Annotated in this window: 19 protein-coding genes and 1 pseudogene; 1 reads left to right on the top strand and 19 read right to left on the bottom strand. The window is 35.2% G+C overall.

Features of this window, described 5'->3' with window-relative positions; all coding sequences use genetic code 11:
- The 18 genes and pseudogenes from GGR08_RS00320 to GGR08_RS00245 form a co-directional block, all read right to left on the bottom strand.
- Positions 1-699 carry a VirB8 family type IV secretion system protein gene (locus GGR08_RS00320; protein ID WP_183193433.1) on the bottom strand — a complete coding sequence of 233 codons (699 nt, stop codon included), beginning with the start codon at positions 697-699 and terminating at the stop codon, positions 1-3.
- On the bottom strand, positions 696-839 hold the full coding sequence (locus tag GGR08_RS08035; RefSeq protein WP_210273912.1) for a TrwH protein: 144 nt from the start codon (positions 837-839) through the stop codon (positions 696-698). Before GGR08_RS08035 ends, GGR08_RS00320 begins: the two co-directional genes overlap by 4 nt.
- A 188-nt stretch (positions 840-1,027) precedes the next feature.
- Positions 1,028-1,897: a TrbL/VirB6 family protein gene (locus GGR08_RS00315; RefSeq protein WP_183193430.1), complete on the bottom strand. Its 870-nt coding sequence runs from the start codon at positions 1,895-1,897 to the stop codon at positions 1,028-1,030.
- Between the two features lie 235 nt (positions 1,898-2,132).
- Positions 2,133-2,462: pseudogene (locus tag GGR08_RS08060) on the bottom strand (TrbJ/VirB5 family protein); the annotation flags it as partial.
- A gap of 458 nt (positions 2,463-2,920) precedes the next feature.
- Positions 2,921-3,082, bottom strand: a complete 162-nt coding sequence (locus tag GGR08_RS00305; RefSeq protein WP_183193432.1) for a hypothetical protein — start codon at positions 3,080-3,082, stop codon at positions 2,921-2,923.
- A 228-nt stretch (positions 3,083-3,310) separates the two neighbouring features.
- Positions 3,311-4,294: a TrbJ/VirB5 family protein gene (locus GGR08_RS00300; RefSeq protein WP_183193431.1), complete on the bottom strand. Its 984-nt coding sequence runs from the start codon at positions 4,292-4,294 to the stop codon at positions 3,311-3,313.
- A complete protein-coding gene (locus GGR08_RS08030) occupies positions 4,291-4,434 on the bottom strand; it encodes a TrwH protein (protein WP_210273912.1) in 144 nt (47 codons plus the stop codon). Before GGR08_RS08030 ends, GGR08_RS00300 begins: the two co-directional genes overlap by 4 nt.
- 188 nt (positions 4,435-4,622) lie before the next feature.
- Positions 4,623-5,492, bottom strand: a complete 870-nt coding sequence (locus GGR08_RS00295; RefSeq protein ID WP_183193430.1) for a TrbL/VirB6 family protein — start codon at positions 5,490-5,492, stop codon at positions 4,623-4,625.
- 235 nt (positions 5,493-5,727) lie between these two features.
- Positions 5,728-6,510 carry a TrbJ/VirB5 family protein gene (locus GGR08_RS00290; RefSeq protein ID WP_183193429.1) on the bottom strand — a complete coding sequence of 261 codons (783 nt, stop codon included), beginning with the start codon at positions 6,508-6,510 and terminating at the stop codon, positions 5,728-5,730.
- Complete coding sequence (locus GGR08_RS00285) at positions 6,507-8,978, bottom strand: VirB4 family type IV secretion/conjugal transfer ATPase (protein WP_183193428.1); 2,472 nt, start codon at positions 8,976-8,978, stop codon at positions 6,507-6,509. Before GGR08_RS00285 ends, GGR08_RS00290 begins: the two co-directional genes overlap by 4 nt.
- Before the next feature lie 2 nt (positions 8,979-8,980).
- Positions 8,981-9,289: a VirB3 family type IV secretion system protein gene (locus GGR08_RS00280; RefSeq protein WP_183193427.1), complete on the bottom strand. Its 309-nt coding sequence runs from the start codon at positions 9,287-9,289 to the stop codon at positions 8,981-8,983.
- Positions 9,290-9,301: 12 nt separating this feature from the next.
- Positions 9,302-9,613 carry a conjugal transfer protein gene (locus tag GGR08_RS00275; protein WP_183193426.1) on the bottom strand — a complete coding sequence of 104 codons (312 nt, stop codon included), beginning with the start codon at positions 9,611-9,613 and terminating at the stop codon, positions 9,302-9,304.
- 126 nt (positions 9,614-9,739) lie between these two features.
- Positions 9,740-10,054 carry a VirB2 family type IV secretion system major pilin TrwL gene (gene trwL / locus GGR08_RS00270; RefSeq protein ID WP_183193425.1) on the bottom strand — a complete coding sequence of 105 codons (315 nt, stop codon included), beginning with the start codon at positions 10,052-10,054 and terminating at the stop codon, positions 9,740-9,742.
- A gap of 140 nt (positions 10,055-10,194) precedes the next feature.
- The gene (gene trwL, locus GGR08_RS00265) at positions 10,195-10,509 is read right to left on the bottom strand and encodes a VirB2 family type IV secretion system major pilin TrwL (RefSeq protein ID WP_183193424.1); all 315 of its coding nucleotides are present in this window, start codon (positions 10,507-10,509) and stop codon (positions 10,195-10,197) included.
- 149 nt (positions 10,510-10,658) lie between these two features.
- A complete protein-coding gene (gene trwL / locus GGR08_RS00260) occupies positions 10,659-10,970 on the bottom strand; it encodes a VirB2 family type IV secretion system major pilin TrwL (RefSeq protein WP_183193423.1) in 312 nt (103 codons plus the stop codon).
- A gap of 143 nt (positions 10,971-11,113) precedes the next feature.
- A complete protein-coding gene (trwL, locus tag GGR08_RS00255) occupies positions 11,114-11,431 on the bottom strand; it encodes a VirB2 family type IV secretion system major pilin TrwL (protein WP_183193422.1) in 318 nt (105 codons plus the stop codon).
- Complete coding sequence (gene korA / locus GGR08_RS00250; protein ID WP_183193421.1) at positions 11,391-11,693, bottom strand: KorA family transcriptional regulator; 303 nt, start codon at positions 11,691-11,693, stop codon at positions 11,391-11,393. The genes trwL (GGR08_RS00255) and korA overlap by 41 nt, the downstream gene beginning before the upstream one ends.
- 118 nt (positions 11,694-11,811) lie before the next feature.
- Positions 11,812-12,450 (bottom strand): lysozyme family protein, encoded by a 639-nt coding sequence (locus GGR08_RS00245; protein ID WP_183193420.1) that lies wholly within the window; start codon positions 12,448-12,450, stop codon positions 11,812-11,814.
- Positions 12,451-13,192: 742 nt separating this feature from the next.
- On the opposite strand from GGR08_RS00245, the gene GGR08_RS00240 reads away from it, so the two are divergent.
- Entirely contained in the window at positions 13,193-13,480 is a 288-nt protein-coding gene (locus tag GGR08_RS00240; protein WP_183193419.1) for an H-NS family nucleoid-associated regulatory protein, read from the top strand.
- Between the two features lie 1,481 nt (positions 13,481-14,961).
- Here the strand turns inward: GGR08_RS00240 and GGR08_RS00235 are convergent.
- Positions 14,962-16,239: a ubiquinone biosynthesis hydroxylase gene (locus tag GGR08_RS00235; protein ID WP_183193418.1), complete on the bottom strand. Its 1,278-nt coding sequence runs from the start codon at positions 16,237-16,239 to the stop codon at positions 14,962-14,964.
- Between the last annotated feature and the right edge of the window lie 556 nt (positions 16,240-16,795).

Here is a 16,795-nt window from a genome sequence, read left to right as displayed (position 1 = left end):
TTAATCATTCAACAGTATTTCTGGGTCAGTACGGTAACTTGTTACTTGAAAACCAAGGGGATTAAGCAATCGATCAGATGATTTCATGGGTGCACCGACATAGGTGTAACCAATTGTTGCGATCTGGTGTTGTTTTGGTCCAGCTGCACCGTTGCTGTCATGTTGTTGCGTGGTAAAACGTACAGTTGCTTGACCGAGTCCATTGGGTTGAATCGATCGTACTTTAACTGTAATACGGGCTTTGTTGGAAAGCACTTTGTCTCGTGCCTTTTCTCCATCATAGATTTTATAATATTCTTGTTGAACAGCTGCTGCACTTAAAAGTGCTGTTGTGTCATAGTTCAGTTGAATGGTATCGTAATCGTAAGTTTCACGGTTAAGCACATATTGATTGAGCCAATATCTATCTACAACTTCACCATAGCTAGTTTCATGCTCACGCATGATGGAGATAACATCAACTGCACCTGTTGTATTATCGACCCGTAATACTAAGGGAGTTGGGGCTGGTTGGGAAAAACCAACGATTCCACATATCATACCGAATAAGCCAAAAAGACCAACGGCACCTGCTACACGCCACGCAATTCTACGCGATCTGATAAATTCATTTATGAGATCACGTTCTAAACCTCGGCTTTCTTCATAATAACTGCTAAGCTGTTGTGCTTTCACTGGTTTTGCTTGTTTTGTTTTCATATGATTGCTCGCTTGATTTCGGCGGGGATTGTTTTATTAACAGGTACACGGTTTCTATCATTTGGTTGTTTTAGCTTTGGTGCCAATGCACAAGCTGATAAAGTATTTATAATCAAAATTATAAAAACGATCGACTTCATTTTAATGCGCCTCTTTTATGATAATGATATAAAGTCTAACATTTATTATCATTATTATAATTTTAATAATAAAGTAAAGTGTATAGTTTACGATAGTTTATCTTTTATTAATTTTATTTTTTAATTTATGAAAATAATTCACGTTCAGTGCAAATAATTTTAAAGGTCTCATTGATTATTTGACAGTGTTATTTTGGGGGGGATGCGTTGCCTGTTGTATCTAATCTCCATAGGTATCTAAATGTAACGCCTTTTGCTAAAGCATTTGCGATATTTGACAGTTTGAGGAGTAGTACAATAGAGATAATAGATAGGATGAGTGCACCACCAAGGGCATATCCCACATTTTGCTTTCCATCGAATTTCAGATCGGTTACATAATTTGCAAAGATATCCATCATCAAACTAAATACGGTGGCTAGGAGTACAACGAGGATTGTATAGCTTAGGATTTGGGCTATCCATTGCTCAAAGAAGCGATAGGTTGGTTGCCAGAGCAAAGCAATGATAAAGAGTGGTCCGAGCCCTACGAGGAGTACAAGTGCGATTTTTGCCATCAAAATGAAAGCTCCACCAATTGCGGCTAGGAAACTTGTTATAAGCAAGATAAGGATACCGAAGAGACCATACAGAAGCCCATTAGCTTCCAAAAAAGCAGCTTCTTCGAAAGCTTCGCTTGCACAACTAAACCCTTGTTCAGCGACTTTGTCAATTAAACTGATTAGTGTGTTGTTATTTGGTGGGTTATTCATTAGTTTAGCTGCTAACTCATAGGGTATGTCTATTATCAAATTTGCAATTTCAGTCTGATAAAGTCCGGTAGATAATGCAATTGAAGTAATAATACTTGTTCGCAAGTAACGGTGTACGAATCCAGAGAGTGACATGTCTATTGCCCCACGCATAATGAGCAATCCATACACGATGAAAGAGATGGTGAGCCCTACGGATACGAAGGGTGTAATGATAGCGATTGCTTTTGAGGAAATATCTGTGACATATGTTTTTGTTGCCTCATCAATCCGGCTAACAAGTTGTGTGAACATTGTGAAGTTCATGGTATTCCTCTTTTTTAACGAACTGGTAGTTTCATATTATCTTGAAACATGAGTAAATGTTTTATTGACATTACAGAATATCGGCTGAGAATTTTTCATTGGTATGGTCTGACAGAGGTTATAATTCTGGAAAAGCTTTTAGCTTGTTAAGAGAGAACAGAAACACCATGTAGTGCTCTGTTCTTTACACAAACGAGCGGCAAATGATATAGGGAAGATAAATATAAAAATGTCATTAAGTAGATCTCATGTATCGTATTGTTGGCATTTTTTTATTGTTACTGTTGAGAATTTTTGCGTTCCGCTTTTGCTTTTGTTGATTGATAAGCGCTTGTTCTGCGTTGCGCGAATAGGAAACCATTTGTAATTTTGTAGTCTCATTTTGAATCTTAGCTAACATTCCAATTATATGTGCTTGTAACTCGGCAACGCTTTTTAGGTCTTTTGTTGTATTAATTTCGTTTAATAGTTCTTCAATTCGCTGAAAACGATAATCTGCTTCTCGAAAAGTTTTTAAACTTACTGCTTTATCAACGACTGTTGCATATTGGATACGTTTATCGATAGCATTACGTAAATTATCAATATTACTGATATACTGTTCTTTTTCTTGCTTAATTTCTGCAATCTAGTTTAAGTCCTTTGTATTCATTTTCTTATGTTTGGTTTTCTTATAGATATTTTCTGGATTTTGAAGAAAAAATCAGGTGTCTCATGTAGCATATTTTTTTAAGTCTTGTAGTTCAGTTCGAGAACCTGTTATAGATTTATACGTTTTTTCAAACACATCATGCAATATCTTATTATCGTTATTCTGTTGCTCTATTGTTTTTAGAATATTAGCAATATTGGAGGATCATTTGGGTATAGACGCTGAAGATGCTTGAGATGCAGGATTTGAGCTAGCTACCACAGTTGGTGTGGATGTTGCAGATGTAGGAGAGGATTTAAATTTTTTCTAAGTCTTCCGGGCAGTGTAAAACCTGATGGTATTTTTTTGATGCTATTCCCAGCGGTGGCTCTTTATAGTTTATAACTACTGCTTGAATCAAGATCTTCTGATAAACTAGGAAGTAGATGAATACGAGAGTGCCCTTTTGTTTTACCAGCAATATTTTCACTTTTTGCTAAGTTTGGTATGCCAAAAAACGTACTTATTGCTATGATAACAATAGTTTTTTTCATATTTTATTCTTTCTTCTTTTCGTATTTTCAGTTTTCTGTGACTTTAAAAACGGGCGTATGTTTCTTTACATTCATACGATTTATCTCAGGACTTTTTATTATTGAAACTGTGTTGAGGTGGATTAACCTCTTGTGTGTTTCTTTAGAATATTGAGGGAATATTTAATGCTATGGGTTTGAATTCTCCTGAGAGTAGAAATAAAAAACTGACGGCATAGAATAAGCCGTTTATAGAGTGTTTCTTATTTGAGGCATTTTTGTATTTGTGCTCGAAAGAATTTTTGTATTGCGCATATTTTGTAATCGGTTAATAAGTGCCTGTTCAAGGGTGCGTGAATACGCAATCATTTGTAATTTTGTTGCTTCATTCTGGGTCATAGCTAATATTTCATTCATACGTATCTGCAATTTAGCAAAGCTTTTTAGATCTTGCATTTGGTCAAGAATGGCTAATGTCTCCGCAATGTGCCGAAAACGATTTTCTATTTCTAAAAAAACTCGTAAAGCTACAGTTTTATCCATAAAATCTGCATATTGTTTGCGTCTAGTAATTATGGTGCGTACAGTATTGCTCGTATAATTCTTAGGATAAACTTCACTTTTTACAACTCTACTAAACTCTTGCACAATATCATTCTTGCCTGTAACCCTATTATTGGTAAAAATGTTATTCTGTTTATCTCTATCATAGATAAATTGCGGATTCTGAAAATAAAAATCTTGGTTATTTTTTTCAAGCACTAAGCTATTTACGTTTTTATTTTTTTTCTTATTTACTTTCTCACCTGCTAGAAATTTATATGTTTCTTCGATTTTTTTAAGCTGCTTTTTGCTTATTTCAAGTTGTTTTTGAAATAAACTAGCAGGATCTTTTTGTAATGAAGATAGTAATGACTCAGATAGTCCTATAGCTGAGTTTAGTGTTCCAATAAGCGCCTGTTGTTTTTGGTATTCTTGTGAAGAGGAAGAATGTTTTAATGATTTAGATATGTCTAGGGCTGATTTTAATGCTTTAGATATGTCTAGGGCTGAATTTAACGTTCCAACAAGTGTCTTTTGTTTTCCCAGCAGATCAAAATCCTCTTCTTGTGAAAAAGAATGCTGTGGTAACGCTTTTGATAGCGCTTTTTTTGATGATTTAGATAATGCTAGAGTTGAATTTAGTGCTCCAATAAATGCAATTGCTCCTATTAGAATAAATAACTTTTTCATATGATTGCTCGCTTGATTTCGGCGGGGATTGTTTTATTAACAGGTACACGGTTTCTATCATTTGGTTGTTTTAGCTTTGGTGCCAATGCACAAGCTGATAAAGTATTTATAATCAAAATTATAAAAACGATCGACTTCATTTTAATGCGCCTCTTTTATGATAATGATATAAAGTCTAACATTTATTATCATTATTATAATTTTAATAATAAAGTAAAGTGTATAGTTTACGATAGTTTATCTTTTATTAATTTTATTTTTTAATTTATGAAAATAATTCACGTTCAGTGCAAATAATTTTAAAGGTCTCATTGATTATTTGACAGTGTTATTTTGGGGGGGATGCGTTGCCTGTTGTATCTAATCTCCATAGGTATCTAAATGTAACGCCTTTTGCTAAAGCATTTGCGATATTTGACAGTTTGAGGAGTAGTACAATAGAGATAATAGATAGGATGAGTGCACCACCAAGGGCATATCCCACATTTTGCTTTCCATCGAATTTCAGATCGGTTACATAATTTGCAAAGATATCCATCATCAAACTAAATACGGTGGCTAGGAGTACAACGAGGATTGTATAGCTTAGGATTTGGGCTATCCATTGCTCAAAGAAGCGATAGGTTGGTTGCCAGAGCAAAGCAATGATAAAGAGTGGTCCGAGCCCTACGAGGAGTACAAGTGCGATTTTTGCCATCAAAATGAAAGCTCCACCAATTGCGGCTAGGAAACTTGTTATAAGCAAGATAAGGATACCGAAGAGACCATACAGAAGCCCATTAGCTTCCAAAAAAGCAGCTTCTTCGAAAGCTTCGCTTGCACAACTAAACCCTTGTTCAGCGACTTTGTCAATTAAACTGATTAGTGTGTTGTTATTTGGTGGGTTATTCATTAGTTTAGCTGCTAACTCATAGGGTATGTCTATTATCAAATTTGCAATTTCAGTCTGATAAAGTCCGGTAGATAATGCAATTGAAGTAATAATACTTGTTCGCAAGTAACGGTGTACGAATCCAGAGAGTGACATGTCTATTGCCCCACGCATAATGAGCAATCCATACACGATGAAAGAGATGGTGAGCCCTACGGATACGAAGGGTGTAATGATAGCGATTGCTTTTGAGGAAATATCTGTGACATATGTTTTTGTTGCCTCATCAATCCGGCTAACAAGTTGTGTGAACATTGTGAAGTTCATGGTATTCCTCTTTTTTAACGAACTGGTAGTTTCATATTATCTTGAAACATGAGTAAATGTTTTATTGACATTACAGAATATCGGCTGAGAATTTTTCATTGGTATGGTCTGACAGAGGTTATAATTCTGGAAAAGCTTTTAGCTTGTTAAGAGAGAACAGAAACACCATGTAGTGCTCTGTTCTTTACACAAACGAGCGGCAAATGATATAGGGAAGATAAATATAAAAATGTCATTAAGTAGATCTCATGTATCGTATTGTTGGCATTTTTTTATTGTTACTGTTGAGAATTTTTGCGTTCCGCTTTTGCTTTTGTTGATTGATAAGCGCTTGTTCTGCGTTGCGCGAATAGGAAACCATTTGTAATTTTGTAGTCTCATTTTGAATCTTAGCTAACATTCCAATTATATGTGCTTGTAACTCGGCAACGCTTTTTAGGTCTTTTGTTGTATTAATTTCGTTTAATAGTTCTTCAATTCGCTGAAAACGATAATCTGCTTCTCGAAAAGTTTTTAAACTTACTGCTTTATCAACGACTGTTGCATATTGGATACGTTTATCGATAGCATTACGAGATTCTTGGAGAGATGTGAGAGTATTTTCTGCTTGCGTAATATTTGCAACGGATGTTGATATATCTGAATTATTAGATTCATTATAGATATTTTCTGGATTCTTGAGAAAAAAACTGCTGTTATTTGTTTGTGTGTTTGTAAGTTTTTTAAGATCGAATTTATTGCTTCCCGTTATAGACTTATGTACTTTTTTTGTTTCCTCCAATTGTTTTTTTAGTATATCAATAAGTGGAGTAACTGGCGGTATTTTGGGTAGGTTCTTTTTGGGAGAAGGACTTTTAGGCTTTGATGTATTTGAAGATGAACCCCAACCCCAATTGGGCCAAGCTGTTGAAACTGATGCACTTAAATCAGCAGCTCCTGCTCCCCAAGACCAAGCCATTGCTGAGCTTGGAATTCCTAAAATCGCTGTTGTTGTTATTGCGATAATTACCTTTTTCATATTTCCCTCCTGTTATTTTTTACGTGCTGTAAAAAAACTGGTAACCATATTGCTGGATCATCACCAACTTTTGCAATAATGCTTTCGGCTAATTCTGCATTATCAGGGGTACCTGATAACACTAAGAGCTCATCATTAAAGTTGTGTTCAATGTTGTTTCCATCGCTTGTCACATGGAATTTACCAAGATTTAGTTCTGCAAGTGCTGATTGGTCGCCCTGCTTAATAAGAAATTGCCGGCTAAACTCACCAAGTCCTTTAATGAGTTCAAATTCGGTATCTGTTAGTTTAAAGCCTTTTGTGTAATCTTCATAATTTGCTTTGGGATTGGCTAGAAAAATGTAAGTTGCGCATTGTTGAATGAGTGTTTTGGCAATATTACTTTCTAAAGCATCGCTAGGCTCTTGGGTCGCGTAAACAAAAATACCATTTTGTTTACGGATAGTCTTTTGCTTATTTTTTGCTAAATCTTCAAAGTATGGGTCTTGTAACGGTTTCCAAAACTCATCAAAAATATACATAAATCGCTGTCCGCTAATCATACCTTCAGTGCGGTAAAGCAAATACATCATTACCGGCGTGCGAGTTTCTAGATTGTCTAAGAATTCCGTAATATCAAAACCGTAAATTTGATGTGTTGAGAGATCAAGAGCATCACGGGGATTATCAAACAACCATCCATAATCACCACCCTCGCACCATTTCAGTAAGCGAGCATGAACAGATGGGTGTGCATTATAGTCATTTAAGTGCGGATTTGGTAAGAATTGCACTAGAAAAGACAAACGACGCAGCGATTGGTCAATGTTATTGCTCATAACAGACATAACAGCTTGATTAATTTCTTCCTCGTCGTGATGTGTGATTTCACCACCAGATTCTGCTAATTTTTTAACAAATTGTTTCAGAAAGATCAGATTGTCTTGGGTGGGAGGAAGTTGGAATGGATTAAAGCCACTTGATCTACCTGGCTTGAATGTTAGATATTTTCCACCCATCGCTCGAATAGCAATTTCCATGCCGCGATCTTTATCAAAAACAACAGTCGTTGGTTTGAATTTCTGTGCTTGTGCTAACAAAAAACCAAGCAGTACAGTTTTACCAGACCCAGATTGCCCAATAAGCGCAGTATTGCCGAGTAACCGCTTATCGGTCGAATCTTCCTCAAGTTTAGAGGCATGAAAATTGAAATAAAGCGGTGTTTTACTAGTTGTTTTAAGAATTGTGACGGCTGGTCCCCATGGGTTACCAGTAGGTTTTCCTGACATAAAATTATGAAAAGATGAAAATGATAAAAAATTCAGTGATGTAATCGGAGAAGGACGGGGTCTCCATTTCCAATTACCAGGAAGTTGTGCCCAATAGCCGGCTTCTATCGCTAAATCTACGGGTTTGGGTAATACTCCAACGTCTAGTAATGCTGCACTTGCTTTGGCCATATGATCGCGAATTTGCTGGATTGTCTCTCCATATATAGTCAATGTGCAGTGATGTTCCCCCATGACAAAATGCCCACTTATAAGCTGGTTTAGTGCTTCGTCAATTTGTGCAATTTGGCTTGTTGCTACATCTCGTGCATCAATAAGATTACGCTGATGCCGTTGTAAATAGTCTTTAGCAGCATGTCGGGAGAGCACTGAAAAGCTCTGTGTCAATACGAATTCGAAATCACTTTCTAGCAAACTATTCAGTTGTCCTGGTTTGGTTGTCACATCGTATTCTTTGATTTCTAGCATTCCAAATCGACGTATTCCACTGGTTGTTCGCAGTTCACCAAAAGCACCCCATTTTGAGAAAAAAGGCCGATTGATAGCCATATAGTCAGCAAAACGATCATAACAAATTGGCATAGGACGATATTCAGCATTGACAAGCATTCCAAGGAACTCAAGTGCAGAAGAATAAGCATATCCATTTTTTTCATAAGTACCAAGAAGTTCTGCACCATAATGCTTTAATGATTGGCTTAAAGTACGATTGATGTCATTGAGCTCTTTGATACATAAATCTTGTCGCGCATTTTTTTGGTCAAGTGTTTCGCGTTCATGTTGAGAAAAGAACGACATAATTTTATCCGCTATCGGTTGAAAAACCACAGTCAGATACAAATCATTGACCATTAAATTATAACCAATAAAACTTTGGCGATATTTTTCATCAAGCTGATAGCAAAACATTTGATCAAATGTTGAATCAGGATATTCATAAACACGGCGGCGTACAATATGCGTCCAAAATGATAAATTGGCTGATGCAATGCCGCGCAGAGCATTATTCAGTTCTTTCGTCCATTGAAAAATATCTTCTTCCGAAGCGCTTTGATGCGAACGTCCATCAATCCTCCAAATCGATAAATACTCCGCATTCTTCGTAGAGATAATCGTATCTGTAACATGATGTGAATAAGGAAGGAACAGGCTTACAGGTGTCTCTGATGCGAGACGTTTGCTGCTTTCAACAGCTGTCATGCTTATCTCCTTTTACTATAATTAGAGGGACTATAACTTGATGCGCCCCAAAAACCTTTGTTACGATTACGAAATTTTGTATCAATCCATAACCACCAGATACGAAACGCTTTATCATCGTTTTTAGTAATTTGTGCCATAATAAACCATAATGGTGGGGCTATAATCCATAAAAAGATATTTATTGTCATAGCAACAATAGCAACTCCCATAACCATAACGATAAGTGGCATCATAGGTACCCCCCACATTGTTGGAACGCGTGTCGCTCCTTTGAATAAAGGGAAAGCTTTTTGTTCTTGTAATTTCATGGATAACTCTTGTCACTGAATGTTAAATAGTATGTGGCTAATATAGAAGGCCGCACCAGCAATAATGACACTGAATGCCCATCGCATAAATGTAGCTCTTGCGATAATACGAAATAGGTAAATAAGTAAAAGAAATAAAAGAATAATGGCGGCAGAGATAGGAATAATGATACTTAATCCATACTGCATACCTATAAAAACATCTAAGCTTTTTGTTCCTGTTTGAGCATAAGCAGATTGAGTTATTAATAATAGAATTGAAGCGATAACAGTAACGCTAATCTTGTTGCATGCTTTTGCTCGGAACGTATTTAACTTTTTCATATCTTTTATCCTATTATGATTAATGTTTTTATAAATAATATTCCTTTTTGCAATATGAGCGACATTATTAACTGGTGTATACTTAGTAACAAACGGATGTTTAAAAACATTACGTGTTATATTAATTCATGCAGTAGTTGTAAATAACATTTTAGTAAGTTGGGTTGCTGATCCTGCGATGATAATGCCGATTGCCCATCGTATAAATGTATCTCTTTCGATGTAGCGTCCCGCATAACCAATTGCTAAGCACAAAAGTATAACAGCAGCAGCAACTGGAATAATGTGTTCAATAAGATCATCCCTCAGCCTTTCTAAAGCTTTTTTAGCTGGCTCCAAATTCGCATATGCAGGATGCGTTATGAAAAAGGCGCTTATAACTGCAGAAGTTGCAATGATCCTATTGTTACATTTTGCTTGGAACATATTTAACTTTTTCATATCTTTTATCCCTCTTGATAATTAAAATTTCTATAAATAATACTCTTTTTGCAAAATAAATAATATTAATTCCTGCTATACATCTATAACTAATAAAATTTAAAAACATTATGTGTTATACTAAAACGTAATTATTTTCATTAACCCGTGAATAAAAGCGCAGTAAGTTGGGTAGCTGATCCTGCGATGATAACACCTAGCGCCCACCGTATAAATGTATCTTTTTCGATGTAACGTCCTGCATAGCCAATTGCTAAGCACAAAAGTATAACAGCAGCAGCGATAGGAATAATGTTTTTAGTCAGATCTTCCTGTAAAGCCTTTAAAGCTCTCTCTGTATTTGCCATCTGTGCTTGAGCAGACATAGAACTACTCATCAAATATACAATTATGTTTGCAGAAATTGTGATAATTTTATTATTATTTTTCAATTGGAAATTAATTATTTTTTTCATATTGGTTAATCTTATCAAATTTAGTATAAATAGCTTTTCTGAAGAATAAGAAATAATTTTATTAATATATGAAAATACTAAAACTTAAGCTTTTTTTGACATAAAAAATCATCTTTTAAAGAACGTATTCGGTAGCTTTAAATAGTAAATCAACTAGCTTTAAATAGTAAATCAACAAGCTCAACTGCTGATCCTGCGATGATAACACCTAGTGCCCACCGTATGAAGGTATCTTTTTCGATGTAGCGTCCCGCATAACCGATTGCTAAGCACAAAAGTATAACAGCGGCAGCGATAGGAACAATGCCAATCAACTGTTTCTTAAGTTCTTCTAGGGCAGTTTTTGCAGGGGCTAAACTTGCCTGAGCATCCATGAGATGCGTTACAAAAAAAGCAATTGTCATAAGAGCGATAAAAGTGCTTTTATTGGTCGCTATTTGAATAATATTTAATTGTTTCATATTGTTACCCCATTTAGATTACAGTTGCTATGGACAATATCTCTTTGTCATATGGTTTTTATTAATATGTATAAGATCTCTTAAAATTCAGGTTATTCTTTGAATAAGAAAGACACTTTAATGCTGTATAACTTTATACTTATTTATCCTTTTGTGAATAACATGTTTGCAAGCTCAGCTGCTGATCCTGCAATGATAACACCTAGCCCCCACCGTATGAAAGTATCTTTTTCGATGTAGCGTCCCGCATAACCGATTGCTAAGCACAAAAGTATAACAGCTGCAGCGATAGGGATAATTGTTTTTAACTCTTGACTGAGTTTTTCTAAAACATCTTTTACTTTTCCTAAACCTTGCGCTTGGGCCCATACAGGATATGCCATAAAAAATACATTTACAGCCGCAAAGATTTGAGTAGCATTATTTCGAATTATTTTTTGAAGAATATTTGACTGTTTCATATGTTTCATCCTGATTAAGACTAAAATTTCCACAAAGAACACCTCTCTCATGAAGAAATTTAAAAAGATATTTAGGATCGGCCCAAGTCCTTAGTTTACCTCTTTGTGTAAGAAGCGTATACTTATTTGGTTTTCCGGTGATTGGATCATCGGCAATAAATGTAAAATACCATTCCCTTTCTGAGCGCATTACAATTGTAACTTCTCGCGCTGCCTTTTGATTAAATGCTATATCGACGCTATTTTGTTCTATCATTTTCATTTTTTTGCCCTCAATTAGAAGAGATTTTGTCCAATCTTACTAATTAGAGCTTTAATATTTCTTTATCTAGCTTTCATTATAATATCCTACAAAATTTTAGCTTTAGTTTGTTAGAACATCAGCCACCACTCGAGTTGTTTTCTAAAGAAGAAGAACCTTCGGTCGCAAAAGCATCCCGGGTGCTACTTGCTTTATGTGTAAACGCATCTTCTAATTCTTCTTTGGAAAGAAGGGGAGATTCTGTCTTTGTTGTTTGCTCTTGTTCTCTTTCGTAAATTTCTATAGATTCCTGCGACGTTTTATTATCTACAAATGGAGGAATTTTCACCCCAAAAAATGAAGAAATCTTCTGTATGTAGGGCCTATTTAAATTTCCCAGGTTGTAGAAATTTAGTACGGATTGCAATATATCCTTTTTAGAATTAGATGTAGATGTTACCTGCTCATAGCGGTAGGCTAGAACGGCTTGTTTAGTTTTAAGATTTCTGAAAAAACCAAATGTGTTAAAAAGAAAAAAACCTTTCATATCTTCAACATCAATTTGTTCTAAATTTACGTCAAAATTATGTTTACTTTGTTTAAACTGTCCCCTTGTTGCGATTGTTTTTTCTAGTGGAGAAGATTGACGTAATAACTTATCATTATCTGTTACATAGATATTGCTTTGCAATTCTTGTCCAACGAGAATTGAAAATGCCGTGAAAGGCGTATCGAATATGTATGCAGCTGAAAGCATTGTGAAATCTGGAATAATCATCAGCAATACACCTTATTACGAAGGGCCTTATTGATAAAAATGTCAATTCCATGTGGTGTTTTTTCTCGTTGTCTTTTGATTTGATAAACTTGCAGAACGTAACTGCTTAGATTAGGATACTTCTGGTGATTATTGGTTGCTTCTTTTTTGAGAAGATTTCCCATATTTGTGAATATCCAACCAACGAGATCAATGTGAGGGATAAAATAAGACTCATTACGCTGATCAGGATTATTGGTCTCATGGAGAAAAATGCTGCTTTTAAGTAAGGCCAATCTTTGGGATTTTATTGAAGTTGTTTGTTTTATACGATTTTTTAGTTGCAATTTTTTTTTCAAAAAACATTTAAAAGAAGCAAAACACTGGTGTATGTGAAGGAGTTTCTTATAGTTGTAATGAACTATACCATCATTATACCGATGGGGCTTGTTCTTTGTTACATATTGCCATAGTTTATAGAATGGCGATTTATACTTACCTTTGACTGCTGATTCACGAGAATCATAAAGGTGTGAGGGCGTTTGCGCACGACATCTACTAGTTTCAGCAACTGAACTGAAAAGGGATGCTGTGGTGACTACTGATAGGCAAATAAACAATTCTTTGTGGTCCAAAGCACACCTCCGTCAAAGCGATATATTTATCGTAATTATAATTTCGATAACAAATAGGCAAAAATCGTCTATAATTGTGTTTAAAATATGACAAGGAACAATTCTTTTTTGCAAGGGGAGTAATTAAGGTGAATGATCTCAAAAATATGAATTTTAATGAACTACAAGAAATGCGTATACAAATCGATGTGGAATTGAAAAAACGGCAAGTAAAGGAAAAACAAAATGCGCGGCGAAAAATTCTTGAAATTGCTAATGCTCATGGAATTGATATCGCTGATCTTGTGAATAAAGAGCGTCATTATAGAAATCCCAATAACCAATGGGAATTATGGAATGGGCGTGGGCGTAGACCTAAGTGGATTAAAGAGTGGTTGGAAAATGGGTATACACTTGATGAATTAGAAGTGACATAAAGCAGTTGCAATATTTACAAAAGATAAGAGAATGTCAAAAGATATGAATGCAAGTAGATTGCTCTTTTTGAATACTTTGATAGACAAAAGCTAATGAGCAGATGTAGAGTATTGAGTGATCGAATAAAATGATAAGGGGGCAGAAACCAATGTATTTAAAGGCAAAAGATATTTTTGTAATAGACTGGCATCATTATTAAGTTTACCAACTTAAAATGTTGTGATTGCTCTTAATGCATTTGAGAGGGGGGATTTTATCGCTTTTATTTTATAGTTGTATTAACGTTGTCCTTTTAAAGCTATGCAAGTCAATTATTGATTCTTTAAAAAAGAATTCAAATGAGACAAATTTATTGCGTAAGGATTCTAATCCAATAGGTAAAGTGATGATTTTATAAACTAATAGGTTGATAAATTAACTTTAATTTATCGTTCGTATCGTTGATATGAATATGAACTAAGTGTGTGGAAAATGGAAATTTTCTATGGCCAGTATAGGGCTTAATGGGATTTTATGACATATTTCTAAGTGTTTGTGATTAAAACTTATTTATGGGTATGTGTGAATAGAGTGCATTAAAAATAAAAAGTTTGCGTAATTTTTATGTCTGTTTGTTTTCTTTTATGGTGTGAGATAGAGTGGTAATACGCACGTTGTCAGCTCATGTGTGATGGTATAGAGCACGGGAATTTGTTGTGTATCGGCATTCTTAAATTGTGGTATTGTCATGTAAATTAAAGGTATTATCATAAAATACAATGGTTTAAATGGGAATTACTTGTATTGCTAATTTACATGCTTAAAAAAACATCTTTAATGTAACTAAGCTTATTTTATGGCGCTGTTCGTGAATAGCATAATATAAAAGTTCTTATGATTATCTAAAATCTACGGGGTATGATTATCTTTATTTCAGTGAAAGGTGCAAGCTAGCAGCATTCAATTATATAACTTTGCTAATTTTTTTATTGCGACAGTTCTTTGTATTTGAGAGGGGGCATGAGAGAATTTTCTTGCTTTCTTTTAAAAATCGTTTTTATCGATACGTGAATTCCGCTTTTAATATGCAAGTGAATGAATTTGGTTATTGCAAAATACGCAGGTTTAAAATAAGAGGAGCTTACGATCTTCGCATTTCTCATTCAATATGAGAACAATGAATGATTACTATAAATAAAAATGTTGTGTGATAAAAAGTTTTGTTTATTTTTGTATGCGATGAAATAGCTTTCTTTGAGGTGTGGTGATCTAAGATAACTTCCTTGGGATATTAAACGTTTTTTCAGTGTGTGGTGGATATTCTTAAAGTAGGGCTTATTCTTGAATCTTGTGTTAAGTGAAACAGATGAATGGGAAGCCAAGAGGGACCTGCTCGGCAAGAATTCAGTTTATAAATAGATTAGATCGAGAGTTTTTTTGTTTTTTGAGGTGGAGCGGAAAGTCAAAGAGTGTAAAAAGTGAAATGATATGGATTTTTTCTTCAAAGTGGGAAGCCATGGAGAAGACGTGGAGCATTTGGGGTTAAGCCCGCAGCTTCTTGAATGAAATATTTTTTTATTCTTGGCGCTTGATTGATGATTCCAAGACCCGTATCTCGGAGCATTCGTAAGAGAGGATTATCGTTAGAAAAGAGTTTATTAAGCCAGTCATTGTTGAAAGCCATACGGACAATTTCAAAACGTCTCCAGCTTTGATAGCGCTCTAAAGCAGTGAGGGAGCCAATATCAAGACCTAATCGTGCTGTTTCAATAATCACTTCAGCAAGGGCAGCACTATCGCGTAATCCTAAATTGAGTCCTTGTCCTGCAATGGGGTGGATAGTATGGGCAGAATCGCCAATGAGGGCAAAACGTGGCTTAATGCATTGATGTGTTAAGGAAAGGTTCAAGGAAAAAGCTTGACGTTCACCATTCCAAGAGAGTTTTCCTAATCGATGGCCAATGCGTTTTTCGAGTTCTGTTTCAAAAATAAGTGCATCAGCTTTGAGATAATATTGCGCGGTTTTATGATCTTCATTCCACACAATGGCGGAGCGGTTGCCTTTAAGAGGAAGAAGAGCGAAAGGACCTGCAGGTAAAAAATGTTGAATTGCTCGACCATAATGGGGTTTTTCATGTTCAATTGTGCAGATGATGGCTATTTGTTTGTAGGGATGAAAAAAGTTTTTAAGACCTGCCTTTTCGCGTAATTTCGAGTGGGCTCCGTCGGCTGCAATAAGCAATTTCGTTTGCCAAACCTCTTCATTATTTAAAATGACAGTTGTATGTTGGTCTTCTTGATAAAAATCAATGACACGCGTGTTTGCAATAAAAGGAATATTGAGATCTTTAACACGTTTTTTTAAAGTGTTAATGAGCTCTCTATGCTCTACCATAGTTGCAAAGGGTTCATTGGGGGTAATATCACCTTCAAAGGTTAAAAGAGTGGGTTTGACAGGATCACTTGGATTTGTATCTGTGATGATCATTGAGTGAATGGGTTGCACGTAGGGTTTTATAGGTTCCCAACATTGTAATTGTTTTAACATACGAATAGAAGCAGCAGCAAGGGCAAAGGTTCGTATGTTAGAAGCAGAAATATCTCCTTGTGAAGCAGCATCAACGATTTTTATTTTCAGATTAGCAGCTGTTTGTTTGAGTGCTATGGCTAGTGTTAAACCGACAACCGCACCCCCTGCAATGAGGAGATCACATTGTTTGGTTTTAGAGGATTTTATTTTGCTGTTTAGTTTGACATCTTTATAGTGATTAGAATACACAAGGCTTCTTCCATTGTTTACAGTTTTTTGCTGTTAAAAAATATTTTTCTTTAAAATTTCCTGAAAATATCTTAGCTTTTATTTTTCTCCTTACTTTTATAAAGGCGAGATTTCTTTTTGATGCCAATCTTATGACAGATTGTTTTTTTAGAATTCTTCTGTTTAGTCACTTATGTAGTTTATTTTGCAGACTTATCGGTTAAGCTTTTTTTGAATGTTTTCTTCAACTCTTTTTACACTTGATTGATAAAAAAGAAAACTAAAATTAAACAAAGAAAGTTTTGTATTTTTTGATTTGGATGAAGGTGCTTTAAGACGCTATCTTTGAAGGGATGTATTGAGTGAGTATGAGAGGTAAGAAAAACTGTGCTCATTAGGTGATGGTTAAAACAGTATTAAATGTTGCTGTTATCATGATGTTGCGTATAATGTCATCTGTTTAGGAGATGCTATAGGGCTCATGTAAAACTTTACACATTAAGGTGTTTTTTGGTTGAATGTGTGATAAATGTTCAGAGTAGGGCTTTTACGGCGCCTTATGAAGTTGTGCCCTTTA

The organism is Bartonella fuyuanensis, assembly GCF_014197255.1.
GTDB classification, from domain to species: domain Bacteria; phylum Pseudomonadota; class Alphaproteobacteria; order Rhizobiales; family Rhizobiaceae; genus Bartonella; species Bartonella fuyuanensis.
The sequence above is the reverse complement of the archived record's forward strand: the minus strand, read 5'-3'. Positions and strand labels throughout refer to the sequence as shown.

Excerpts from the sequence above, each read along its gene's own strand:
- GGR08_RS08030 (WP_210273912.1), bottom strand. The coding sequence starts at position 4,434 with ATGAAGTCGATCGTTTTTATAATTTTGATTATAAATACTTTATCAGCT.
- GGR08_RS00285 (WP_183193428.1), bottom strand. The coding sequence starts at position 8,978 with ATGACAGCTGTTGAAAGCAGCAAACGTCTCGCATCAGAGACACCTGTA.
- trwL (WP_183193423.1), bottom strand. The coding sequence starts at position 10,970 with ATGAAACAATTAAATATTATTCAAATAGCGACCAATAAAAGCACTTTT.
- trwL (WP_183193422.1), bottom strand. The coding sequence starts at position 11,431 with ATGAAACAGTCAAATATTCTTCAAAAAATAATTCGAAATAATGCTACT.
- GGR08_RS00320 (WP_183193433.1), bottom strand. The coding sequence starts at position 699 with ATGAAAACAAAACAAGCAAAACCAGTGAAAGCACAACAGCTTAGCAGT.
- GGR08_RS00290 (WP_183193429.1), bottom strand. The coding sequence starts at position 6,510 with ATGAAAAAGGTAATTATCGCAATAACAACAACAGCGATTTTAGGAATT.
- GGR08_RS08035 (WP_210273912.1), bottom strand. The coding sequence starts at position 839 with ATGAAGTCGATCGTTTTTATAATTTTGATTATAAATACTTTATCAGCT.
- GGR08_RS00305 (WP_183193432.1), bottom strand. The coding sequence starts at position 3,082 with ATGAAAAAAACTATTGTTATCATAGCAATAAGTACGTTTTTTGGCATA.
- korA (WP_183193421.1), bottom strand. The coding sequence starts at position 11,693 with ATGAAAATGATAGAACAAAATAGCGTCGATATAGCATTTAATCAAAAG.
- GGR08_RS00280 (WP_183193427.1), bottom strand. The coding sequence starts at position 9,289 with ATGAAATTACAAGAACAAAAAGCTTTCCCTTTATTCAAAGGAGCGACA.
- GGR08_RS00295 (WP_183193430.1), bottom strand. The coding sequence starts at position 5,492 with ATGAACTTCACAATGTTCACACAACTTGTTAGCCGGATTGATGAGGCA.
- GGR08_RS00315 (WP_183193430.1), bottom strand. The coding sequence starts at position 1,897 with ATGAACTTCACAATGTTCACACAACTTGTTAGCCGGATTGATGAGGCA.
- GGR08_RS00275 (WP_183193426.1), bottom strand. The coding sequence starts at position 9,613 with ATGAAAAAGTTAAATACGTTCCGAGCAAAAGCATGCAACAAGATTAGC.
- trwL (WP_183193424.1), bottom strand. The coding sequence starts at position 10,509 with ATGAAAAAAATAATTAATTTCCAATTGAAAAATAATAATAAAATTATC.
- trwL (WP_183193425.1), bottom strand. The coding sequence starts at position 10,054 with ATGAAAAAGTTAAATATGTTCCAAGCAAAATGTAACAATAGGATCATT.
- GGR08_RS00300 (WP_183193431.1), bottom strand. The coding sequence starts at position 4,294 with ATGAAAAAGTTATTTATTCTAATAGGAGCAATTGCATTTATTGGAGCA.
- GGR08_RS00245 (WP_183193420.1), bottom strand. The coding sequence starts at position 12,450 with ATGATTATTCCAGATTTCACAATGCTTTCAGCTGCATACATATTCGAT.